The organism is Aeromonas sp. QDB30 (genome assembly GCF_027707645.1).
GTDB classification, from domain to species: domain Bacteria; phylum Pseudomonadota; class Gammaproteobacteria; order Enterobacterales; family Aeromonadaceae; genus Aeromonas; species Aeromonas caviae.
This window is the reverse complement of record NZ_JAPCIY010000005.1, coordinates 1-21,667: the sequence shown is the minus strand read 5'-3', so window position 1 is coordinate 21,667 and position 21,667 is coordinate 1. Positions and strand designations below refer to the sequence as shown.

22 protein-coding genes are annotated in these 21,667 nt (G+C 60.7%); 10 read left to right on the top strand and 12 right to left on the bottom strand.

From position 1 onward, the window contains the following. Positions 1 to 212: 212 nt before the first annotated feature. The gene (locus PG896_RS02535; protein ID WP_270835344.1) at positions 213 to 2,348 is read right to left on the bottom strand and encodes a methyl-accepting chemotaxis protein; all 2,136 of its coding nucleotides are present in this window, start codon (positions 2,346 to 2,348) and stop codon (positions 213 to 215) included. A 67-nt stretch (positions 2,349 to 2,415) separates the two neighbouring features. Beyond that, positions 2,416 to 3,468, bottom strand: a complete 1,053-nt coding sequence (gene dinB / locus PG896_RS02530) for a DNA polymerase IV (protein ID WP_270835343.1) — start codon at positions 3,466 to 3,468, stop codon at positions 2,416 to 2,418. Positions 3,469 to 3,684: 216 nt separating this feature from the next. Between dinB and PG896_RS02525 the strand changes: the two genes are divergently transcribed. Next, entirely contained in the window at positions 3,685 to 3,894 is a 210-nt protein-coding gene (locus PG896_RS02525; RefSeq protein ID WP_048208185.1) for a hypothetical protein, read from the top strand. A gap of 80 nt (positions 3,895 to 3,974) precedes the next feature. On the opposite strand, the gene nqrM is transcribed toward PG896_RS02525, so the two are convergent. The 9 genes from nqrM to PG896_RS02480 form a co-directional block, all read right to left on the bottom strand. Beyond that, on the bottom strand, positions 3,975 to 4,199 hold the full coding sequence (gene nqrM / locus PG896_RS02520) for a (Na+)-NQR maturation NqrM (protein WP_010673371.1): 225 nt from the start codon (positions 4,197 to 4,199) through the stop codon (positions 3,975 to 3,977). An 11-nt stretch (positions 4,200 to 4,210) separates the two neighbouring features. Next, the gene (locus PG896_RS02515) at positions 4,211 to 5,248 is read right to left on the bottom strand and encodes an FAD:protein FMN transferase (RefSeq protein WP_029313924.1); all 1,038 of its coding nucleotides are present in this window, start codon (positions 5,246 to 5,248) and stop codon (positions 4,211 to 4,213) included. 3 nt (positions 5,249 to 5,251) lie between these two features. After that, entirely contained in the window at positions 5,252 to 6,475 is a 1,224-nt protein-coding gene (gene nqrF / locus PG896_RS02510) for an NADH:ubiquinone reductase (Na(+)-transporting) subunit F (RefSeq protein ID WP_010673369.1), read from the bottom strand. A 17-nt stretch (positions 6,476 to 6,492) separates the two neighbouring features. Beyond that, entirely contained in the window at positions 6,493 to 7,089 is a 597-nt protein-coding gene (gene nqrE / locus PG896_RS02505) for an NADH:ubiquinone reductase (Na(+)-transporting) subunit E (protein WP_005303538.1), read from the bottom strand. 3 nt (positions 7,090 to 7,092) lie between these two features. Continuing rightward, complete coding sequence (locus PG896_RS02500) at positions 7,093 to 7,725, bottom strand: NADH:ubiquinone reductase (Na(+)-transporting) subunit D (RefSeq protein WP_005303545.1); 633 nt, start codon at positions 7,723 to 7,725, stop codon at positions 7,093 to 7,095. Further along, entirely contained in the window at positions 7,718 to 8,506 is a 789-nt protein-coding gene (locus tag PG896_RS02495) for a Na(+)-translocating NADH-quinone reductase subunit C (protein ID WP_029313922.1), read from the bottom strand. The genes PG896_RS02500 and PG896_RS02495 overlap by 8 nt, the downstream gene beginning before the upstream one ends. Beyond that, entirely contained in the window at positions 8,496 to 9,725 is a 1,230-nt protein-coding gene (locus tag PG896_RS02490) for an NADH:ubiquinone reductase (Na(+)-transporting) subunit B (RefSeq protein WP_010673367.1), read from the bottom strand. Before PG896_RS02490 ends, PG896_RS02495 begins: the two co-directional genes overlap by 11 nt. A gap of 3 nt (positions 9,726 to 9,728) precedes the next feature. Then, positions 9,729 to 11,072, bottom strand: coding sequence for a Na(+)-translocating NADH-quinone reductase subunit A (locus tag PG896_RS02485; RefSeq protein ID WP_201871404.1), 1,344 nt, complete (start codon positions 11,070 to 11,072; stop codon positions 9,729 to 9,731). A gap of 420 nt (positions 11,073 to 11,492) precedes the next feature. Further along, on the bottom strand, positions 11,493 to 11,801 hold the full coding sequence (locus tag PG896_RS02480) for a BolA family protein (RefSeq protein WP_010673364.1): 309 nt from the start codon (positions 11,799 to 11,801) through the stop codon (positions 11,493 to 11,495). 207 nt (positions 11,802 to 12,008) lie between these two features. Here PG896_RS02480 and PG896_RS02475 point away from each other — a divergent pair, with 207 nt between their 5' ends. From PG896_RS02475 to PG896_RS02450, 6 genes are all read left to right on the top strand, one after another. Then, positions 12,009 to 13,142 carry a methyltransferase gene (locus tag PG896_RS02475; RefSeq protein WP_114523169.1) on the top strand — a complete coding sequence of 378 codons (1,134 nt, stop codon included), beginning with the start codon at positions 12,009 to 12,011 and terminating at the stop codon, positions 13,140 to 13,142. A gap of 24 nt (positions 13,143 to 13,166) precedes the next feature. Then, positions 13,167 to 13,739, top strand: a complete 573-nt coding sequence (locus tag PG896_RS02470; RefSeq protein ID WP_010673362.1) for a YajG family lipoprotein — start codon at positions 13,167 to 13,169, stop codon at positions 13,737 to 13,739. A 14-nt stretch (positions 13,740 to 13,753) separates the two neighbouring features. Further along, positions 13,754 to 14,305: a peptidylprolyl isomerase gene (locus tag PG896_RS02465; protein WP_041211273.1), complete on the top strand. Its 552-nt coding sequence runs from the start codon at positions 13,754 to 13,756 to the stop codon at positions 14,303 to 14,305. Between the two features lie 114 nt (positions 14,306 to 14,419). Then, positions 14,420 to 14,749 (top strand): hypothetical protein, encoded by a 330-nt coding sequence (locus PG896_RS02460; RefSeq protein WP_109421958.1) that lies wholly within the window; start codon positions 14,420 to 14,422, stop codon positions 14,747 to 14,749. 85 nt (positions 14,750 to 14,834) lie between these two features. Further along, positions 14,835 to 16,238: an AmpG family muropeptide MFS transporter gene (locus PG896_RS02455; protein WP_109421957.1), complete on the top strand. Its 1,404-nt coding sequence runs from the start codon at positions 14,835 to 14,837 to the stop codon at positions 16,236 to 16,238. Between the two features lie 156 nt (positions 16,239 to 16,394). Beyond that, the gene (locus PG896_RS02450) at positions 16,395 to 17,237 is read left to right on the top strand and encodes a nucleoside-specific channel-forming Tsx family protein (protein ID WP_041211271.1); all 843 of its coding nucleotides are present in this window, start codon (positions 16,395 to 16,397) and stop codon (positions 17,235 to 17,237) included. Between the two features lie 103 nt (positions 17,238 to 17,340). Here PG896_RS02450 and PG896_RS02445 read toward each other — a convergent pair whose 3' ends face one another. Further along, positions 17,341 to 17,823, bottom strand: coding sequence for a YajQ family cyclic di-GMP-binding protein (locus PG896_RS02445; protein WP_010673357.1), 483 nt, complete (start codon positions 17,821 to 17,823; stop codon positions 17,341 to 17,343). Positions 17,824 to 18,181: 358 nt separating this feature from the next. Between PG896_RS02445 and PG896_RS02440 the strand changes: the two genes are divergently transcribed. The 3 genes from PG896_RS02440 to PG896_RS02430 all read left to right on the top strand — a co-directional run bounded on the left by PG896_RS02440 (position 18,182) and on the right by PG896_RS02430 (position 21,545). After that, positions 18,182 to 19,129: a ketopantoate reductase family protein gene (locus PG896_RS02440; protein WP_270835342.1), complete on the top strand. Its 948-nt coding sequence runs from the start codon at positions 18,182 to 18,184 to the stop codon at positions 19,127 to 19,129. 30 nt (positions 19,130 to 19,159) lie between these two features. Then, positions 19,160 to 19,735, top strand: coding sequence for a DJ-1 family glyoxalase III (locus PG896_RS02435; RefSeq protein ID WP_270835341.1), 576 nt, complete (start codon positions 19,160 to 19,162; stop codon positions 19,733 to 19,735). Positions 19,736 to 20,054: 319 nt separating this feature from the next. Then, complete coding sequence (locus PG896_RS02430; RefSeq protein WP_109421956.1) at positions 20,055 to 21,545, top strand: SulP family inorganic anion transporter; 1,491 nt, start codon at positions 20,055 to 20,057, stop codon at positions 21,543 to 21,545. Positions 21,546 to 21,667 lie beyond the last annotated feature (122 nt).

The window sequence follows — 21,667 nt, the reverse complement described above, 5'->3', positions numbered from 1 at the left end:
CATAATTCGCCACGCAATTCGTTGTCATATGGCTCACACCTTCTCTTCCATGTTGGTTTACATGTGGTTTTTGTGAGTGAGTCGACAGTGATTGTGGTGTTGTGTTTCTTCCTCTGCGGGAAGAAGGGCTAAATCAGGTCGATTTAACCCAGTCTGTCATCTGAATGTGTTTGGCGCCTCCGGTTGGATGGCGCCTTTTTTCTTATCCTCCCCTACACCCGGAACTGGCCCACCAGCTGCTGCTGCTTGTCCGCCAGTTGCGACAGCTCGCGCCCGTTGTCGGCGGAGGTCGCCGCTTCCGCCCGAATGGTATGGCTCACATCGCGAATGTTGCTGACGTTGCGATTGATCTCGTCCGCTACTCCGCTCTGCTCCTGCGCGGCCCTCGCGATCTGCTCGTTCATCTGGTGGATGGTGCCGACAGCCTGGATGATCTGCTCCAGCACGCTGACCGACTGCTCCACCTTGGTGAGGGTCAGATCCGCCTGGTGATGACCGGTCAGGATCGCCTTCACCACCGCCTCCGTCCCCGACTGCAACTGGCCGATGAGGTTCTGGATCTCGACGATGGCGTTCTGGGTTCGGCCCGCCAGGTTGCGCACCTCGTCGGCGACCACCGCAAAACCGCGCCCCTGCTCACCGGCTCGGGCCGCCTCGATGGCCGCGTTCAGGGCAAGCAGGTTGGTCTGCTCGGCAATCCCCTGAATCACCACCAGGATGTCGTTGATGTTGTCGCTGTTGGCGGAGAGGTGTTCCACCACTGGTTTGGCGTCGCTTATCACCGTCATCAGTCTGGACATGGCCTCCTGGGTCTGCGCCACCACGGACTTGCCCTCCTGAGCCGCCGTGTCGGCCTCATCGGCCGCCGCCACCGCCGCATTGGCATTGCCGGCGACCTGCAGGGCGGTAGCGCTCAACTCTTCAAACGCGGTCGCCACCAGATCCACCTCCTGATACTGGGACTGCATGCCGGCGCTGGTACGGGCTGCCCCTTGCGCCGCCAGGGCCGCACTGGCCCGAGTGCCCGCAACGGTGTCGATCACCTGGCTGATGGTGGATTGCAGCTTGTCCAGGAACTTGTTGAACCACTTGGCCAGCTCGCCTATCTCGTCATCCCTGCGCAGATCGATGCGCTGGGTGAGATCCCCCTCCCCGCTGGCAATGTCCTTGAGGCGTGCCACCACGGCGCGGATGGGCGCCACGATGCGCTGGGCCATCAGCCAGATGCAGAGCAGGGCGAGCGCCGAAATCCCGCCACCTATGGTGAGCTGGGTGGCCACGCTGCGCTGGGCCTGATCCTCAAGCTCCCCTTGCAGTTGCAGGGCCGAGGCGAGCACCACGGCGCGGGGCAGCTCGATATAGATGCCCCACTTGCGATCCGTACGGCGCATGCTGACCGGCACGAAGGTCTGCAACAGTGCGCCATCCGGGCTCCAGCGCGTCACCACATCTCCCTTGGTCAGCCACCCCTCGAGATCCTGCGTCAGCCCTTGCTGCTCCAGCAGATTGCCAAGGGCGACCGGGAACCCTTCCACGCCGGCCACCCGCCCTTCACTGCTGAGCAGAAGCACCTTGCCCTGCCCCTTGTAGAGGGTCCGGCCCATCTCTTCCACCAGGCTCTGCAGGGTCCCCAGGGAGATGTCGACCCCCACCATGCCCAGCAGGGAACCCTGGTCCAGCAGCGGCACGGTCACCGAGGTCATCAACACCTGCTGGGTCCCCACCTCGTCCACATAGGGTTCGAGCAGACAGAGCGCCTTGCTGCGGATGCTGCAACTGTACCAGTCGTTCTCAAGGCCGCCGTGTCCGGAGGGCTTGTCGTTGGCCAGTATCGCCTCGTCCATCACCTCCAGGGTCACCTTGCCATCGACCCTGGCCCAATAGCTGGAGAAACGCCCCTTGTCGTTGGCCCCGAGCGCCGTCGACCCCTGATAGTTGTCATCCTCCCCGTCGAGCTGGTTGGGTTCGAATACCGCATAGACACCGAGCAGGTTCGCTGACGACTCCGCCGCATCCTGCAACTGCTGGTTGACGGCATTGCGCAGCGCCTCGGAGTGAACGAAGTTGTCGGCCGCGTTCTTGCGCTGGAACAAGATACCCTCGGCAAGCAGGGTCGCCCTGAAGTAAGCCTCATCGAGGTAGCTGGTCACCCGGGCTGCCTGGGTCGCTCCCATGGCCTGCATCCAGTTTTCTGCCGCGTGCTGCCCCTCCAGGGTGGTGGAGGTGAGCACCTGCTCCTGCATGCGGGCCGCGTTGAAAAGAGAAGAAGCCACCAGCGCGACGGCACTGGCCAGCAGACAGCAACCGGCGATCAGGGTGATCCGTCCCTGAACAGAAAGAGAACTCATGCCACTATTTCCTAACGTCTACAGATGTAACCACTGTATCGGATTTGGAAACAGAAACTTAACTAAATCAGCAGAGATCCAGGCTTAATTGATTGATTTCACCCGCTCCGGGCAAACCAACGACCAGACCGAGCAGGCGAATGGGCTTTCCTTGAGCCCGTTGCAGTCCCTCGTGCAGCAGATCGTGGAAGCGGGCCGCCTGATAACTCCCCTTGCGATAAACGGTGGTCTGGTGAAAATCGGCAAACTTCAGCTTGATCCCCTGCCCCATCAGCATCTCCGCAGGGCAGGCCTTGGCAAAACGCTGCTCCAGCTCGGGAATGAGCCGGCTAAGCACCTGCCAGCAGGCGTCCTCGTCCAGCACGTCGCTGGCGAGCGTCGTCTCCACACCGATGCTCTTGCGTACCCGCCGGGCCTGCACCGGCTGATCGTCATGCCCCCAGATGCGGCCGGCCAGCATCTCCCCGAGCTTGCCGAAACGGGCGATCAGCTCCTCGTTGCCGAGCTGGCGGGCATCTTCGCACGAATACAGCCCGAGGGACTCCAGCCGCTCTGCCGTCTTGCGGCCGATGCCGGGCAACTTGCCAAGAGGGAGCTGACGCACGAACTCGTCCACCTCCTGGGGGCGGATGACGAACAGGCCGTCAGGCTTGCGCTGCTCGGAGGCGAGCTTGGCCAGAAACTTGTTCGGCGCCACACCGGCCGAGGCAGTCAACCCAAGCTCGGCGCTGATGGCGGCACGGATCTCCGCCGCCATCAGGGTGGCGCTGCCACCGCAGCGGGGACTCAGGGTCACGTCGAGATAGGCTTCATCGAGGGAGAGCGGCTCCACCTGCTCGGTGTAGCGCAGGAAGATGGCGCGCAACTGGCGCGAAGTTTCTTTGTAGACGGCCATCCGCCCGGGGATCAGCACCAATGGCGGACAGAGCTTTCTGGCCAGGGCGCTCGGCATGGCGGAGCGCACCCCGAAGCGGCGCGCCACGTAGTTGCAGGTGGAGATGACTCCGCGTCGGTCAGCAGCGCCACCGATGGCGAGCGGCACCTCCCTGAGGGCCGGGTTGTCCCGCATCTCCACTGCGGCGAAGAAGCAGTCCATGTCGATGTGAATGATCTTGCGCATGGCCGTGTCTGTTGCTGTGTCGACAGCCTCCCGAACAGATCATAGGGATAGACCCTGGGCATCCGGCGAGGAGGCGTGTCGAACGACAAAAATACTGTATGGATAACCAGTTGAACGTTCCATGCTACCCCAAGCCTGTCATTTCTGCCAGCGCGCCAGCGCGGGCTAGGGCATAGACTCTCAGGGCTCCCATTTGCGGGGGCTGGGAGGTGCAGGATGAGAAGATTCTGGCCGCTGCTGGGCCTGCTGCTGCCGCTGACGGGCACGAGCAAGGATCACCCGACTGCGGAGTGCAACTGGCTCTATCAGCGCATCGCCGCCTTGGAAAAAGCCATACAGCAAGGGGATGAACTGGGCACCAGAGAGGAGCTGGCAAAGCGAAAGAAAGAGTTCAAGGCAAAGGCATGCAGCCAATATGACTACTGACCCCATGCCACATAAAAAACGAGCCGACCCAGGGGTCGGCTCGTTTCGTTGCAAGGCTGCCTTCAGAGCGATATCCGCCGTTAGATGATGCGGTTGTCCACCAGCATCTTGCGACGGGCCTCTTCCTTGGCCATCTTCTTCTTGCGGTTGTCGCAAGGCTCGGGGCAGTCGCACTCCTTCTCGATCCCGATGGAACCCAGGCCGCCACAGGAGCCGGAGATGGACTTGCGCTGGAAAATGTAGCCGATGGCCATGGCCACCACGACCATCAGAAACACCCCGAAGGTGATCAGAAAGATCTGCATGTAGTTACCCCTTACTTCTTGACCAGATATGGTTTGAAGGCATCCGAATAAGCCTCTTCGAACCCGTCATCCGTCTTGGTGATGGTGAAGATGGCCAGCCCCCGTTCCTTGGCATAGGCCAGGCTCTTCTCCGGCCCCATGACCATAAACACGGTCGCCAACCCGTCTGCTGTCATGCAGGAGGGGTGGATGACGGTCACCGACACCAGGCGGTGCTGGATGGGCTTGCCCGTCAGCGGATCCATGGTGTGGGAGAAGCGCTTGCCGTCCAGCTCGTAATAGTTGCGGTACTCGCCCGAGGTGGCCACCCCGTTGTCACCGGGCAGGATCACCTCCTGTACTGAACCGGCATTGACGGTCGGCTTCTCGATGGCGACACGCCAGGGATGCCCCTTGCCGTTGACACCGTTGATGCGCAGCTCGCCGCCTATCTCCACCAGATAGTTGCGCGCCCCCTGGGACTCCAGGTACTCGGCCACCTTGTCCACGCCAAACCCCTTGGCAATGGCGGAGAGATCCACGTAGAGGTCCGGGATGTCCTTTTGCAGGGTATCGGCATCGGCAGAGGTTATCACATGCAGATTGCCAAGGCCCGTCTTCTGCCGGGTCTGGGCGATCAGCTCGTCGGACGGCACCTTGGTCGGTCTGGCATCCGGCCCAAAGCCCCACAGATTGACCAGAGGACCGACGGTGACGTCCAGCGCCCCGCGGCTCTCGCGGCCAATGTGAATGGCCTCGGTCACCACCCGCGCGGTATCGCGGGAAACCACCACAGGGGTATTGCTCTTGTGCTGGTTGAAGCGTGACAGCTCGGAATCCGGGCGATAGGTCGACATCTGATCGTTGACCCGCTCCAGCAAGACGTCGACCTCGGCTTGCAGCCTGGCGGCATCCTGAACGGCGCTATCTGCCACCTTGATGGAGTAGTAGGTACCCATGGTGCTGCCGGTGATGTGGATCTCCGGCTTCGATTGGACCGTTTCCTGACCGCACCCAGTCAAGAAAAAGGCTAGCCCGAAGGCTAGCCAGGTCTTTACAACGCTGTGCATGGATTAACCACCGAAGTCATCCAGCAGGATGTTCTCGTCTTCAACACCGAGGTTTTTCAGCATGTTGATGACGGCGGCGTTCATCACGGGAGGCCCGCACATGTAGAACTCGCAATCCTCAGGCGCCTCGTGGTTCTTGAGGTAGTTCTCGAACAACACGTTGTGGATGAAGCCGGTGTAGCCATCCCAGTTGTCTTCCGGTTGCGGATCGGACAGGGCGACGTGCCACTGGAAGTTGTCGTTCTCGGCCTGCAGCATGTCGAAGTCTTCGACATAGAACATCTCGCGCTTGGAACGGGCACCGTACCAGAAGCTCATCTTGCGCTTGGTCTTCAGACGGCGCAGCTGGTCGAAGATGTGGGAGCGCATCGGCGCCATACCCGCACCACCACCGACGAACACCATTTCGGCGTCGGTGTCCTTGGCAAAGAACTCGCCGAACGGACCGGAGATGGTCACCTTGTCACCAGCCTTCAGGCTGAAGATGTAGGAAGACATCTGGCCGGGAGGGGCAGTCCAGTTGCTGGGCGGCGGAGTGGCGATCCGCACGTTCAGCATGATGATGCCGAACTCTTCCGGATAGTTCGCCATGGAGTAGGCACGGATGATCGGCTCGTTGACCTTGGACTCCAGCTCGAAGATCTTGAAGCGATCCCAGTCGCCACGATACTCCTCGGGAATATCGAAGTTCTTGTACTGCACGTGGTGGGCAGGCGCTTCGATCTGGATATAACCACCGGCACGGAACGGCACGCTCTCGCCATCGGGGATCTGCAGCTTGAGCTCCTTGATGAAGGTGGCCTTGTTGTCATTGGAGATGACGGTACAGTCCCACTTCTTCACGCCGAAGATCTCTTCCGGCAGCTCGATGTCCATGTCGGAACGGACGGTGACCTGGCAGGCCAGACGCTCCCCATGACGGGCTTCGCCCTTGCTGATGTGATCCAGCTCGGTCGGCAGGATGTCGCCGCCGCCGGATTTCACACGCACCTTGCACTGACCACAGGAGCCACCGCCACCACAGGCGGAGGAGACGAAGATACCACTGCCGGCGAGCACGCCAAGCAGCTTGCCACCCGCCGGGCTGGTCACAGCCTTGGCCGGGTCGCCGTTGATGCTGATTGTCACGTCACCGGCGGTCACCAGCTTGGACTTGGCGAACAGAATGACTGCCACCAAGGCCAGCAGGATCACGGTGAACATGACCACACCCAGAATAATTTCCATCTATATTTCCTTTCCGATTACAGGGAAATACCAGAGAAGGACATGAAGCCCAGCGCCATCAGACCCGCGGTGATGAAGGTGATGCCGAGGCCGCGCAGGCCTTCCGGAACATCGGAATATTTCATCTTCTCGCGGATCCCTGCCATCGCGACGATGGCCAGCATCCAGCCTGCACCCGAACCCACGCCATAGACCACGGACTCAACGAAGTTGTAGTCACGCTGCACCATGAAGGAGACGCCGCCGAAGATGGCGCAGTTCACGGTGATGAGCGGCAGGAAGATACCGAGGGCGTTGTAGAGGGCCGGGAAGTACTTGTCCAGCGCCATCTCCAGGATCTGTACCAGGGCCGCGATCACCCCGATGAAGGTGATGAAGCTCAGGAAGCTCAGATCCAGACCGGATACCAGGGCACCGTCTTTGAGCACGTAGTTGTAGATCAGGTTGTTGGCCGGGACGGCCACGGTCTGAACCACGATAACGGCAATCCCCAGACCCATGGCGGTCTTGACCTTCTTGGACACCGCCAGGAAGGTACACATCCCCAGGAAGAAGGAGAGCGCCAGGTTCTCGATGAAGATCGAGCGAATCAACAGACTGATATAGTGTTCCATACCTTAATCCTTCGCCTCCACCTGCTTGGGATCCTTGGTGCGCACGCCCCAGATGATCAGACCAATGATGAAGAACGCACTCGGCGGCAGCAGCAGCAGGCCGTTGGGCACATACCAGCCACCATTGTTCACCAGCGGCAGCAGCTCGATGCCGAACCAGGTGCCGGAACCCAGGATCTCGCGCACGGTGGCCACGGTCAGCAGCACGGCGCCATAACCCAGACCGTTGCCGATACCGTCCAGGAAGGAGGGCAGCGGGGCACTCTTCATGGCGTAGGCTTCGGCACGACCCATCACGATACAGTTGGTGATGATGAGGCCGACGAACACCGACAGTTGCTTGGAGATGTCATAGGCATACGCCTTGAGCACCTGGTCAACCACGATAACCAGCGAGGCAATCACCGCCATCTGGGCGATGATCCGCACGCTGTTCGGGATCTGGTTGCGGATCAGGGAGATGAACAGGTTGGAGAAGGCGGTGACCGCGGTAACGGCCAGCGTCATCACGAACGCCGTCTTCATCTGGCTGGTAACGGCCAGCGCGGAACAGACACCCAGCACCTGCAGTGCGATGGGGTTGTTGCCGAGCACAGGCGTCAACAGCAACTTTTTCATTTCGCTCTTGTCAGCCATTGTTGATTTCTCCTGCACGTACCTTGGCCAGGAAGGGACCGAAGCCCTTGGGGCCCATCCAGAAGTCGAAGGTGTGCTGTACACCATTACCGGTCAGGGTTGCACCAGACAGGCCGTCGATTTCATGCTCGGAACCAGCCGGAGCATGGCCCTTGATCACACGCAGCGCAGGCTGACCGTTCTGGTCGAACAGCTTCTTGCCGACGAACAGCTCGCGCCAGGCCGGGTTCTCGATCTCGCCACCCAGACCCGGGGTTTCACCGTGGTCATAGTAGGTGATGCCCTTGATGGTCTGACCGTCGGCCGCGACCGCTACGAAGGCATACATGGTGGACCACAGACCCTGGCCGTAGATCGGCAGGATGATGTTGTCGACCTTGCCTTCGGCATCTTTGGCGAAGAACACGGGAACCAGCTTGGAGATCTGACGCAGGCCGGCCTTGTCGTCGGCCGGAGCCAGGCGAATGCTCTTGGCCGGATCCTTGGCGGCAACCTTGGTGTCGAAGTTGTCGGCATCGCCGTCAACGAACTCACCGCTGGTCAGATCCACCAGACGCGCTTCAATCTTGTCGCCATAGAGCTGGGCCAGGTCACGCTTGGCCACGGCGCTGATGTCGACGCCGGCGACGGACAGGATGTTGCTTTGCTTGTCCAGTGCCTTGTTTTCCAGCTGGGCCGGACGCAGACCCACGGCAGCCACGGAGACCACGATGGAGCAGACCAGACACAGACCGGTCACTACGGCGAGAGTGCCGGTAGTAGAGTCTTTATTAAACGCCACGTGCGATCCTCCGCTTGATGTTCGCCTGTGCCACGAAATGGTCAAACAAGGGGGCAAACAGGTTGGCGAACAGAATGGCCAGCATCATGCCTTCCGGGAATGCAGGGTTCACTACCCGGATCAGCACCACCATCACGCCGATCAGGGCGCCATACCACCACTTGCCCTTGTTGGTGAAGGCAGCGGAAACGGGGTCGGTCGCCATGAAGGCCATGCCGAACGCGAAGCCACCCAACACCAGGTGCCAGTGCCACGGCATGCTGAACATGGGGTTGGTATCGGAACCGATGACGTTGAACAGCAGGGAGGTCGCGACCATGCCGACCATGACGCCGGCGATGATGCGCCAGGAGGCGATGCGCATGTAGACGATCATGGCTGCGCCGATGAGGATCATCAGGGTGGAAACTTCACCGATGGAACCGGGCAGGTTGCCAAGGAAGGCATCCATCCAGCTGATGGCTTCACCGGTGGCACCGTTGATCAGCGCCATCTGGCCGCCCTGGGCCCACTGGCTCAGTGCGGTTGCGCCGGAGAAGCCGTCAACGGCAACCCAGACCGCATCACCGGAGATTTGACCCGGGTAGGCGAAGAACAGGAAGGCACGACCCGCCAACGCCGGGTTCAGGAAGTTTTTGCCGGTACCACCGAACACTTCCTTGGCCAGCACCACACCGAAGGTGATACCCAGGGCAGCTTGCCACAGGGGCAGCTCGGGCGGCACGATCAGGGCGAACAGGATGGAGGTCACGAAGAAGCCTTCGTTGATCTCGTGCTTGCGCACCATGGCGAACAACACTTCCCAGAAACCACCGACGATGAAGACGGTGATGTAGATCGGGAAGAAGTGCGCCGCACCGATCAGCATCTTGCTGCCGATGCCGGCGACGGCCGGATCCAGCGAGGCACCGAACAGGGTGGCCAGGGCGTATTGCCAGGAATCGGCACCGGCCGCGCTGCCCATGTGGGCGATGGCGGCGATAGACTGGTTGCCGACGTTGTACATGCCCCAGAACATGGCCGGGAACACAGCCAGCCACACCATGATCATCATGCGCTTCAGATCGATCGCATCACGGACGTGGGCGGCATTGCGGGTCACGGAACCCGGGGTATAAAACAGGGTGTACGCCGCTTCGAACAGGGCATAGTACTTGGCGTACTTGCCACCCGGCTCGAAGTGATGTTCCATATTTTCAAGAAGTTGCTTGAAACTCATCGCTTAACCTTCCAGTTCGATCTTGGTCAGGCACTCACGCAAGACGGGGCCGTACTCTGTCTTGCCGGGGCAGACGAAGGTACAGAGCGCCAAATCTTCCTCATCCAGCTCCAGGCAGCCGAGCGCCTGCGCGCTGTCGGTGTCACCGGAGATCAGATCCCGCAGCAGCAGGGTCGGCAGGATGTCGAGCGGCATCACGCGCTCATAGTTGCCGATAGGCACCATGGAGCGATCACTACCGTTGGTGGTGGTAGTGAAGTTGATGAGTTTGCCCTTCATCAGGTGAGAGAGGGTGGTACGGGTGATGGAGAACTTGTTGGCACTGGGTTTGACCCAGCCCATGAACTCTTTCTCACGGCCTTCGCCCAGCACGCTCACCTGGTTGTGGAAGCGACCCAGGTAGTCATGGACCCCTTCGGCCTTGGCACCGCTCAGCAGGGAACCGGAGATGATGCGGTTTTCGTCCGCACGCAGCTCGTTGTTGGTCAGCTGGCTGAGGCTGGCACCCAGACGGGTACGCAGCAGACGCGGCTTGATGACGTTCGGGCCAGCCAGGGCGATCACCTTGTCGGTGAAGATCTGGCCGGTGGTGAACAGCTTGCCGTAAGCGATCACGTCCTGATAGTTGATGTGCCACTGCACCTTGTTGGCACCGACCGGATCCAGGAAGTGGATGTGGGTGCCCGGCAGACCGGCGGGATGCGGACCGACGAACACGGCTTCCTTGACCTGGGCCAGGGAGGAGTGCGGCAGGCTGGCTTCGCCCTTGCAGACGTGGACGGTACCATCGGTCAGGCGGGTCAGCACGGCCAGACCGTCGAGGAAGGCCTGGGCCTGTTCCTTGATGATCAGCTCCGCACTGGCGGCCAGCGGGTTGGTGTCCATGGCGGTGACGAAGATGGCGCGCGGGGTGGAGCCCACGGCCGGCACCTTGCTGAACGGGCGGGTACGCAGCGCGGTCCATTGGCCTGATGCGACCAGGATCTCCTGCACCTTGCTGCGCTCGAGCTGTGCCAGCTCGGCGGAGGCAAAATGCGCAAAGGTCACCTGCTCGTCGGACCCATCGATGTCGATGACGACGGACTGGAGAACACGCTTGGCACCACGGTTGATCTCAGAAACCACACCGGTGGCAGGGGCCGTGAATTTAACGCCGGGATTCTTCTTATCTTCGAAGAGCTCCTGACCTTTAATGACGCGATCACCTACTTTGACAAACATAGTAGGACGCATCCCCACGAACTCTTCGCCGAGTGTAGCAACACGGGTGATGGCCGGGCCATCGTAGATTACTTGCTCCGGAGCACCCAGCACGGGGATGTCCAGTCCTCTTTTAATTGTAATCATACTCACTTGCACTACCGTTAAGGGAAGACAGGTTGGTTAGCGCCGAGAAATACATCACGACGAGTTGTTGAATGAGCCCGTCAACATCGCGGAAAGCTGTCGAAGAAATAAACAAATCAGCAACATACAGGATCATTCAAAAGCGCCTGAGTTTACCACCTTAGGCGAGTTAGCCGCCACGCCAAATGGGGAAAATCCCCGCCCTATCACAAAATTAACCTTCACTGAATATTTCGCGCACGTCCTTGCAAACCGTGGTTTTAAAGGACTTTTCGCAAAACTAACCATATAGGGGTATTTTTCAGGCATGAGGAAAAGGATTAGAAAAAATAATGCTCCTCCCCCTCATCCCTGGCTGCACACCATTCGTGATAGCGCTGTTAATGGCCCGAGGAAGGCGCCATCAGAAGGTCCAACGGCTCACGCAAAGGGGGATTTGCTGACGCAACCCGGCGTCTTTGGCGCCTGCTCCCGGGCCTGCCACTCGGATTCGGTATAGGTATGCAGCGCCAATGCATGAATGGCTCCCGCCAGCTCGTCGGCCAGCACCCCGTTCACCTGACGATGGCGACCCAGCAAACGCTGTCCCTCAAACGCCTGGCTCACCACGACTACCTTGAAGTGGCTTTCGGAGCCCGGTGCCACCCTGTGCATGTAGCTTTCATTGATCACTTCCAGGTGGCTCGGGGAGAGCGCGGCGGCCAGCTTGGCCTCTATCTGTTGTTGCATGCTCACGGTAAGGACTCCTCGTTGAATATCCGGCCATTGTAGCCAGGGTTGTGCGCCCGATGCATCAGGTACGAAGGATCCGCTCGCTCTCGCCGCACCGGACTGGTGAATTTCTCCGCCGCCGCTAGAATAGCGCCACTTTCACCGCTGCCGGGCAACACGGGGCAGACGGTCGCCATTCATCAATCACACGTTGGACTCTTGCCTATGCAAACCCTGCTCGACACGGCCCACTGCCGCCTGACCCTGTATCGTTACCCGCGGCAGAGCCAGGATCCCCTGCAGGCCTGGGATGCGGCGGACGAGTACCTGATAAGCCACCTTGCCGAATCGCAGCAGGCACCTGACGGCCCCGTCATCATCATGAACGACGGCTTCGGCGCCCTGGCCGGCTATCTGCATGCCCACGCCCCCGTCTGCGTGACCGACTCCCACATCAGCGAGCGGGCCACCCTGACCAACCTGGCGGAAAACGGGCTGGATCCCCACGCCATCACCCTGCAGGATGCGCTGGCCCCCCTGCCCGATGCCCCCGCCCTGGTGGTGATCAAGGTCTCCAAGTATCAGGCGCTGCTGGAGCAGCAACTGCTTTCCCTGCGCGGGGTCGTGACCCCCGCGACCCGCATCATTGCTGCCGGCAAGGCCAAGGACATCCACACCTCCACCCTCAAGCTGTTCGAGAAGTATCTGGGGGAGACCCGCACCTCGCTCGCCTGGAAGAAGGCGCGCCTCATTCATTGCACCCCGGCCGCCGAGCGCCCGTCCCTGACCAGTCCCTTCCCGACCGTCTGGCCGCTGGAAGGCACCGACATGCTCATCCACAACCATGCCAACGTGTTCTCGCGCACCAGCCTGGATATCGGCGCCCGCTTCATGCTGGACAACCTGCCCATCCACAGTGCCCGCAGAGTGATCGATCTGGGATGTGGCAACGGCGTGCTCGGGCTCTCCCTGCTCGCGCGCGACAGCGAGGTGGAGGTGACCTTCATCGACGAATCCCGGATGGCGGTAGCGTCCGCACGGCTCAACGTCGAGCACAACCAGCCCGATGCCCTGCCCCGTGCCCACTTCATGGTCAACAACTGTCTCGATGACGTTCCCGTCGGGGCAGCGGACAGGATCCTCTGCAATCCCCCCTTCCATCAGTTGCAGGCGATCACCGATCACATCGCCTGGCAGATGTTCAGCGATGCCCACCGGGTGTTGCCTCAGGGGGGCGAACTCTGGATAGTAGGCAACCGTCATCTGGACTATCACAACAAACTCAAGCGCCTGTTTGGCAACGCACAAGTCGTTGCGTCGAACAGCAAATTCGTTATTTTGAAAGCCATCAAACGCTAAAGATAAAGCTAAAGGAAACCCATGATGAAAAAGTCACTCTTGCTGCTGGCTGCTCTGGTATTGGGCGGTTGTGCTACTCACTGGCCCGAGAGCGCCCTGCTCAACCCGCAAGTCATCCCCTCCAACCAGCAGTACTACTCCGGCAACCGCATCACCATGGAAGGGGTGGACAAGCGTGAAGCCGCCTATGTCTTCTCCATCAAGAAGAAAGAGAAGGCGCCTGTGCTGGTGAACAGCAGTCAGCCTCTCAACAGCCTGCTGGCTGAAAAACTGGCGGAAGGGCTGCGCAGCCAGGGCCTGGAAGTGGGCAACAGCGGCACCACCAACCTGACGCTGGCCATCTCCACTGCCGCCGTCACCGTGGAAGAGAAGACCTTCACCTATGTCACCAAGTCCCGCGTCAGCCTGCAGGTGATTGCCGACTTCCAGGGCAGCAAGCTGACCAAGCAGTTCAACATGTCCTCCAGCAAAGAGAGCCCGGGCGAGCCGAGCATGGCCGATCTGGAATCCACCCTGAACCAGCAACTGGGCAGCGTGCTGCAGCAGATCATGGCCGACGAGGCGCTGCGCGGTTATCTCAAGGGCCAGCCGAGCTGAGCGAGGACATATAAATGAAGAAACTCTGGTTACTGATCACCTTAATCGCCCCCCTGGCTTTTGCCGGTCAAAAAGTCCAGATGGAGACCAACCATGGCACCATCGTCGTGGAGCTGGCCCCCAAACAGGCACCCCAGACCGTGAAGAACTTCCTGCGCTACGTGGCAGACGGCAGCTATGACGGCAGCCTGTTCCACCGGGTGATCCAGAACTTCGTGGTGCAGGGTGGGGGCTACAACCAGCAGTTCCAGCCCCTGCCGACCTTCGATCCCGTGGTCAACGAGTCCAGAGGCGGCCTGCCCAACAAGCGCGGTACCATCGCCATGGCCCGCACCCAGGCGGTCGACAGCGCCACTCGCCAGTTCTATTTCAATCTGGTGGACAACGACAACCTCAACGCCAATGCCGGCGCCGGTTACACCGTGTTCGGCCAGGTTGTGAAGGGGATGGAGGTGCTGGACAAACTGGCCCAGGTCCAGACCGGCTACAGCTCCATCCTGCGTGCCAACGACGTCCCCACCAGCCCCATCATCCTGAAGAAAGTGGTGCTGCTCGCGGACAAATAACGCGGCCCGGATCACATTCCACCGCGTCCCTGAACGGGTCACCGGTCTCTTTTTCTATACTCTGCTCCCCGATGTGTGCCACGCATCGGGGAGCAGAACCAGAAGGAGGAGCCGGTGACCTGTCATGATTACATAACCCAACACGCCGACCCGCTGGCACAGGCGGTTCGCCATTTTCTGGCACGCAAGATTCCCTACCAGCAGCTGGAAGACTTGAGCTGGCAGCTCCTCTCCCATTGGCAGGCGCTCTGCGTGATCCCCATGGACAAAACCCCCGCCAACGCACAGGAAGGTGTGTTCTGGCATCTGCTTCACAGCCTGCACCTGTGGGATGAGCAGCGCCTCCTCTGTGATGACGCGCTGCGCCTGCAACTCATGGCCTGCGCCAATTTTCTCGCCGACGAGGGCCCCTGCCCGCACCACTGCATCGGCCCACGTCCCTGAAACCTGCCGCCCGCCACTCGGCTTGCCTTGGCTACGCCTGCCGAACCTGACAAAATGACCCCCTTTTCCCAGAGGAGTCAGGCTGTTGAACAATCTCCGCCCGCCCAGTCACACACCGGGCCGCGCCACCCGCTGGCGAGATGCCCTCGCCGTCTATCTGGAAGCGCGGGTACTCATCCTGTTCGCCATGGGATTCTCCTCCGGCCTGCCCTTGCTGCTGGTCTTTGGCACCCTCTCGTTCTGGCTGCGCGAGGCGGATGTCAGCCTGACCGACATCGGCTACATGAGCTGGGTAGCGCTGGCCTACGGTTTCAAGTGGCTGTGGTCGCCTCTGGTGGATCGGCTGCCCCTGCCCCTGCTGTCACGGCTGCTTGGGCGACGACGCAGCTGGATGCTGTTCTCCCAGGTGCTGATCGCCCTCTCCCTGGTGGGGATGGCCTATTGCGATCCCAAGACCCAGCTCGCCCAGCTGGCCCTCTTCGCCCTGCTGGTGGCTTTCTCCTCTGCCACCCAGGACATCGTCATCGATGCCTATCGCATCGAATCCGCTCCCGAGCGGCTGCAGGCGGCCATGGCCGCTTCTTATATGACGGGGTATCGACTCGCCATGATCATGGCGGGAGCGGGGGCGCTGGCGCTGGCGGCCTGGCTCGGCAGCAACAGCGGCTATGACTATCGCGGCTGGCAGCTCACCTATCTGCTGATGGGAGGGCTGATGTCTCTTGGCATCCTCACCACCCTGATGAGTCACGAGCCGCAGATCGATCTCAAGAGTCAGGACGAGCAGCAGATGGCGCGCAAGGCCACCCTGCTGGCACGGGGTTGGTCACCCACGCTGGCCGGGCTGGGGGCCTGGACCTACGAGGCCATCTGGTGTCCCTTCGCCGACTTCTTTCGCCGCTACGGCTCCTCGGCCCTGCTGATCCTCGGGCTTATCGCCTGCTATCGCATCTCGGACGTGGTGATGGGGGTGATGTCCAACAGCTTCTATGTGGATCTGCAGTTCAGCAAGACGGAAGTGGCCACCATCACCAAGGTCTATGGTGTCATCATGACGCTGGTGGGAGCCGCGCTCGGGGGCGTGCTGGTGATGCGCTTTGGCACCCTGCGCATCCTGTTCCTCGGCGCCGTGCTGACCGCCAGCACCAATCTGCTGTTCGCTCTCCTCAACGAAGTGGGCCACAACCTGGAGCTGCTGACTCTGATCATCTCGCTGGACAACCTCAGCGCCGGCATAGCGACGGCTGCGTTTGTAACCTATCTATCGAGCCTCACCAACGTCGCCTTCTCCGCCACCCAGTACGCCCTGTTCAGCTCCATCATGCTGTTGCTGCCCAAGTTGCTGGCGGGGTTTTCTGGTCGCGTGGTGGAGCAGATCGGCTACAGCCACTTCTTCATCGGCACCAGTCTGCTCGGCATTCCGGTGATGCTCCTGATCATCATGGTTGCCAAACGAGGCAGCACCTTGTCACCACAAACGCACAAATAGCAAGCGTTTGCGCATTTTAGGGGGTGATTAGATTCACAAATCCTGACAAAGTTCCCTGGTGCTTGTTTATCCGCTGAATTTATTTGGCTAGAATCCCTTCCGCTCCTTGTGGGCAGGCTACGGAAAACCTCAACTAACGCACAAGAGACCAATAAAATGGCCAAATTTACCAAGACTCTGATCGCTGCCGGTCTGCTGGCTGCCTCCGCCACTCCGGCCTTCGCTGCTGACTACAGCGGTGACATCCACAAGAATGACTACAAGTGGATGCAGTTCAACGTGATGCACACCATCGACCAACGTCCTTTCACTGCAGGTGCTGAAGATTACAACGACACCTACTTCGAAATGGAGTTTGGTGGTCGCTCCGGCCTGTTTGACCTGTACGGTTACGTCGACGTTTTCGATATCTTCGACTCCCGTCACAGCGACAAGCACAAGGGTCAGAACCTGTTCATGAAGTTTGCGCCGCGTATGTCTCTGGATGCGCTGACTGGTAAAGATCTCTCCTTCGGTCCGGTGCAAGAGGTTTACATCGCCTCTCTGAACAACATCGGCGACAACCAGATGGAAAACATGATCGGTCTGGGTGCTGATGTACAAGTGCCTTGGTTCGGCAAAGTGGGCATGAACCTGTATGCTCGTCACGCCACCGAAAACCAGTTCTTCACCGAAGAAGAGGGTGAGTGGAACGGTTACTGGTTCGCCATGAACTGGTTCAAGCCTTTCTACACCTTCAGCAACGGCAGCTTCGTCTCCTATCAGGGTTACCTGGACTACGCCTTCGACTTGGACACCCACAACCGTGCTGACCGTACCAGCGACAACCTGGCTACCTTCCACGGTATCTACTGGCACTCCGACCGCTACGCCGTCGGTTACGGCCTGAAGTACTTCATGGATGCCTACGGCACCAAAGACGGTTCCACCGCCTACGACGGTACCCCGTGGAAGAGCTCTGGCTTCAGCCACTACTTCTCCGTGACCTACAAGTTCTAATCGAACTCGTCACACGGACACAAAAAAACCGGAGCAGCTGCTCCGGTTTTTTTATGCCCTCATGCTGGCAGTGGGGGGAGAGCCGCGCCCTCCCCGTTCGCCATCAATCGCGGAAGTTCTGGAACTGCATCGGCTGGCCCAGTTCGGCGCCACGCACCAGCGCCATGGTCTCTTGCAGATCGTCGCGCTTCTTGCCGGTGACCCGCACCTCGTCGCCCTGGATGGCGGCCTGCACCTTGATCTTGGAATCCTTGATGAGCTTCACCAGCTTCTTGGCCACTTCCTTGTCGATCCCCTGCTTGAACTTCACGGTCAGGTGGAAACGCTTGCCGGAGTGGACGCTGTCACCCACGTCCATGGAACTGTTCTCGATCTGGCGCTTGAGCAGGGCGCCGCGCAGGATCTCGACCATCTGCTTGAGCTGGAAATCGGCGTCGGCTTCCAGCTTTACTTCTTCCTTGTTCAATTCGAAGCTGGCTTCCACACCACGAAAATCGAAACGGGTCGCCAGTTCACGGTTGGCGTTATCAACGGCGTTCAACACCTCGTTCATTTTGACTTCAGAGACAATATCGAATGACGGCATAGCCGGGCTCCTCATGCTGTACTTCAGGTTGTGCTGACAGGTGGGCAAATCTACCAGAAAACGGGCAAATTTGCTGATTTCGATGGGATTGCTCTGCTAGAATCCCCTGCGCACAGGAATGGTGAGACCCGTTAGAACCCGTCCAGGAGCGGTCGCGAGAGGTCCGACACTCGGTGAAGTGCAGCCCAGGAACCCGTATGGTCATGCATACATGAGGCTCCCTGGCTGCGCATGAGCCTTGAGCACGACCCGACAGCCAGCTCATGCACCGGTTCCAGGTATTCACCAAGCGACATCTTCCCTTATCCCGGGTTGGCGGTTGACAGGATGGCAGCCCTTCCCATGATCGAGCCTCTTCATGCCAAGCGGATTACGCGACAACAACCTGAAAACACGCGGTCACCCTGTCTCTCCCGAGTGGACCTTGCTGGGCTGCGGCGCCCTGGGCGGCGTCTTCGCCTCCCTGTTGACCCAAAGCGGCCAAGCAACCCGCCTCCTGCTGCGCGAGCGCCATCGTGCCACCTTGCACCCCGGCGTCGACTTTACCTCCCTTGAGGGGCATACCCAGCTCCTGGCCATCGAACGCGCCTTCATCGACAAGCCGGGCAGCATCAAACGCCTGCTGGTGATGACTAAGGCGGGGCAGGTGATATCGGCCCTCACTCCCCTGGTCGGGCAACTGGCGGCAGGGGTGCCCATCGTGCTGCTGCACAACGGCATGGGGATCGCCGATCAGGTGGTCGCACTCTTCCCCGACAATCCGGTGATCGCCGGCGTCACCAGCCATGGCGCCATGCAGAGCGGCCACTTCGTGTTCCGCCACACCGGCAAGGGGGAGACCTGGCTGGGCCCTGTCAACGAAGCGGCCCGTGCCCATGCCCACCTCGCCGACGAGCTGGCCAGCGCCCTGGGTCAGGCCGGTTGGGATGAGCAGATCCTGACACGCCAGTGGCAGAAACTCGCCGTCAACTGCGCCATCAATCCCCTCACCGCGCTCTACAAGCTCAAGAACGGCGAATTGGCCGGTCCGCGTTTTGCCGATGCCCTGCAGCAAATCTGCGTGGAAGTGGCTGACGTCATGCGGGCCGAAGGTCAGCCTACCGGCAGCGAAGAGCTGTTGCGCCGTGTCATGATGGTGGTGGAGCTCACCGCCGACAATTACTCTTCCATGTATCAAGACATGGAACAAGGCCGCGAGACCGAGATCGAAGCCATCACCGGCTTCCTGCTGGGCAAGGCCGCCCTTCACGGTATCGCGGTGCCGGTCAATCAGGGCCTCTATCAGGCCGTCAAAGAGAAGCGCTGAGCAGAGCAGCTGGCAAGCAAGGAGTGCTAGATGAGCGTACTGGTATTGGTGGCCCCCGGGTCGGAAGAGATAGAGACGGTTGCCATCGTCGATACCCTGGTTCGGGGTGGCATCGATGTGGTGCTGGCCTCCTGTTGCCCCACCGGAGCGCGCCAGATCCTCGCCTCTCGCGGGGTGCAACTGGTGGCGGATTGCCATCTCGACGAGCTGACCACCCGTGACTTCGATGCCATGGTCGTGCCGGGCGGTCTGCCCGGCAGCGAAGTGATCCGCGACACCCCCCTCGCCATCGACCTGCTACGGGAGCAGGCAGGCCTCGGCCGCTGGCGCGCCGCCATCTGCGCCGCACCCGCCGTGGTACTGCACCATCACGGCTTGCTGGGGGATGCGAGCACCACCTGCCATCCGGGCTTTCAGGCCCGTCTGCCCGCGACACAATTGAGCACGGCGCGGGTAGTGACCGATGAAGCCCATCGCCTGATCACCAGCCAGGGCCCGGGTACCGCTATCGAGTTCGCTCTCGAGATAGTACGGGTACTGCGAGGTGACGAGGCCGCCCGTACGGTGGCCGGTCCCATGGTGTTGCCCCCCTCGCTATCGCCATAACCACATCGGGCACTCCGATGAAAGCGACAGAGCCCCCTTGCTTGGTCTATGTTGGCTGCTCTTGTGCTAGATAAAACAATCCGGGCTTCCCCGGCCTGGCACCGGCTGTTAACATGCGCCCCTTATGCCTGTTATGTGCTCTGGGGTGGCCGTCACGCCGCCCTGACCCTGCCCTGTGCGGCTTCTGCCGCCTGACTCCGGTTATGCCGACCGGCCGGTTTACCCGGCCATCAACAGCCAATCCAACCCTGTGATCCCCGCCATTTCCCCTGATTTGCGGGCCTGTGGCCATGGATCCTCAACGAGCGAGAAAATCCCCATGCTGGAACGTGCAAGACAAGAGTGGTTCTCCAACATACGGGGCGATCTGCTGTCGGGCATCGTCGTCGCCCTGGCGCTGATCCCGGAGGCCATCGCCTTCTCCATCATTGCGGGCGTCGACCCCAAGGTCGGCCTTTATGCCTCCTTCTCTATCGCCGTGGTCATCGCCTTCGTCGGCGGTCGTCCCGGCATGATTTCCGCCGCCACCGGCGCGATGGCGCTCCTGATGGTGACCCTGGTCAAGGAACATGGCCTGCAGTATCTGCTGGCGGCCACCCTGCTCACCGGCCTCTTCCAGATAGCGGCGGGCTACCTCAGGCTCGGCAGCCTGATGCGATTCGTCTCCCGCTCCGTGGTGACCGGCTTCGTCAACGCCCTGGCCATCCTTATCTTCATGGCCCAGCTGCCCGAGCTCACCAACGTCACCTGGCAGGTCTACGCCATGACCGCGGCCGGGCTTGGCATCATCTATCTGTTCCCGCTCGTTCCCGTGGTGGGCAAACTGCTCCCCTCCCCCCTGCTGTGCATCGTCATCCTGACGGCGGTGGCCATCACCCTGGGCATCGACATCCGTACCGTGGGCGACATGGGCGAGCTGCCCGATACCCTGCCGGTCTTCCTCTGGCCCGACGTGCCCCTCAATCTGGAGACCCTGGCCATCATCTTCCCCTATTCAGCGGGGCTGGCGGTGGTGGGACTGCTCGAGTCCATGATGACGGCAGCCATCGTCGACGAGATGACCGACACCCCAAGCGATCGCAACCGCGAGTGCAAGGGTCAGGGGATCGCCAACATCGGCGCCGGTCTGCTGGGAGGCATGGCGGGGTGCGCCATGATTGGCCAGTCCGTCATCAACATCAAATCCGGTGGCCGCGGCCGCCTCTCCACCTTCGTGGCGGGGACCCTGCTCATCCTGATGGTGGTCTTCATGGATGAGTGGATCCGTCAGATCCCCATGGCAGCCCTGGTGGCCGTGATGATCATGGTTTCCATCGGCACGTTTTCCTGGGAGTCGGTACGCAACCTGAAGAGCCACCCCCTCTCCACCAACCTGGTGATGGTAACCACCGTCGCCGTGGTGGTCGCGACCCACAACCTGGCACTCGGGGTCTTCGTGGGGGTGCTGCTCGCCTCCCTCTTCTTCGCCCACAAGGTTGCCCGCGTCATGCTGGTCAAGAGCGACAGCGAGCGCAGCGGCGCCGTGCGTACCTATCTGGTGCGGGGCCAGATCTTCTTTGCCAGCGCCGAGCAGTTCCTGGCCGGTTTCGATTTCAGGGAGGAAGTGGAGAAGGTGGTCATCGACCTGACGCACGCCCACTTCTGGGACATCACCGCCATCACGGCCCTCGACAAGGTGGTCATCAAGTTCCGCCGTGAGGGGAAAGAGGTGGCGGTCATCGGCCTGAACGACGCCAGTGCCACCCTGGTCGATCGCTTTGCCATCCACGACAAACGCCAGGAGGGAGAGCCCCTGCTGGCCGAGCATTGATCCCGGCGCGCCCCAAGAGGGCGCTGCCTGCAAGCCATAAAAAAAGGTTCATCGCGGCTTTCCGGGGAAGGCCGCCTTGATTTTCAGAAAAAAGTATTCTGAGTCCCTAAATCCATATGCCA

Excerpts from the sequence above, each read along its gene's own strand:
- PG896_RS02535 (WP_270835344.1), bottom strand. The coding sequence starts at position 2,348 with ATGAGTTCTCTTTCTGTTCAGGGACGGATCACCCTGATCGCCGGTTGC.
- dinB (WP_270835343.1), bottom strand. The coding sequence starts at position 3,468 with ATGCGCAAGATCATTCACATCGACATGGACTGCTTCTTCGCCGCAGTG.
- PG896_RS02525 (WP_048208185.1), top strand. The coding sequence starts at position 3,685 with ATGAGAAGATTCTGGCCGCTGCTGGGCCTGCTGCTGCCGCTGACGGGC.
- nqrM (WP_010673371.1), bottom strand. The coding sequence starts at position 4,199 with ATGCAGATCTTTCTGATCACCTTCGGGGTGTTTCTGATGGTCGTGGTG.
- PG896_RS02515 (WP_029313924.1), bottom strand. The coding sequence starts at position 5,248 with ATGCACAGCGTTGTAAAGACCTGGCTAGCCTTCGGGCTAGCCTTTTTC.
- nqrF (WP_010673369.1), bottom strand. The coding sequence starts at position 6,475 with ATGGAAATTATTCTGGGTGTGGTCATGTTCACCGTGATCCTGCTGGCC.
- nqrE (WP_005303538.1), bottom strand. The coding sequence starts at position 7,089 with ATGGAACACTATATCAGTCTGTTGATTCGCTCGATCTTCATCGAGAAC.
- PG896_RS02500 (WP_005303545.1), bottom strand. The coding sequence starts at position 7,725 with ATGGCTGACAAGAGCGAAATGAAAAAGTTGCTGTTGACGCCTGTGCTC.
- PG896_RS02490 (WP_010673367.1), bottom strand. The coding sequence starts at position 9,725 with ATGAGTTTCAAGCAACTTCTTGAAAATATGGAACATCACTTCGAGCCG.
- PG896_RS02485 (WP_201871404.1), bottom strand. The coding sequence starts at position 11,072 with ATGATTACAATTAAAAGAGGACTGGACATCCCCGTGCTGGGTGCTCCG.
- PG896_RS02480 (WP_010673364.1), bottom strand. The coding sequence starts at position 11,801 with ATGCAACAACAGATAGAGGCCAAGCTGGCCGCCGCGCTCTCCCCGAGC.
- PG896_RS02475 (WP_114523169.1), top strand. The coding sequence starts at position 12,009 with ATGCAAACCCTGCTCGACACGGCCCACTGCCGCCTGACCCTGTATCGT.
- PG896_RS02470 (WP_010673362.1), top strand. The coding sequence starts at position 13,167 with ATGAAAAAGTCACTCTTGCTGCTGGCTGCTCTGGTATTGGGCGGTTGT.
- PG896_RS02465 (WP_041211273.1), top strand. The coding sequence starts at position 13,754 with ATGAAGAAACTCTGGTTACTGATCACCTTAATCGCCCCCCTGGCTTTT.
- PG896_RS02450 (WP_041211271.1), top strand. The coding sequence starts at position 16,395 with ATGGCCAAATTTACCAAGACTCTGATCGCTGCCGGTCTGCTGGCTGCC.
- PG896_RS02445 (WP_010673357.1), bottom strand. The coding sequence starts at position 17,823 with ATGCCGTCATTCGATATTGTCTCTGAAGTCAAAATGAACGAGGTGTTG.
- PG896_RS02440 (WP_270835342.1), top strand. The coding sequence starts at position 18,182 with ATGCCAAGCGGATTACGCGACAACAACCTGAAAACACGCGGTCACCCT.
- PG896_RS02435 (WP_270835341.1), top strand. The coding sequence starts at position 19,160 with ATGAGCGTACTGGTATTGGTGGCCCCCGGGTCGGAAGAGATAGAGACG.
- PG896_RS02430 (WP_109421956.1), top strand. The coding sequence starts at position 20,055 with ATGCTGGAACGTGCAAGACAAGAGTGGTTCTCCAACATACGGGGCGAT.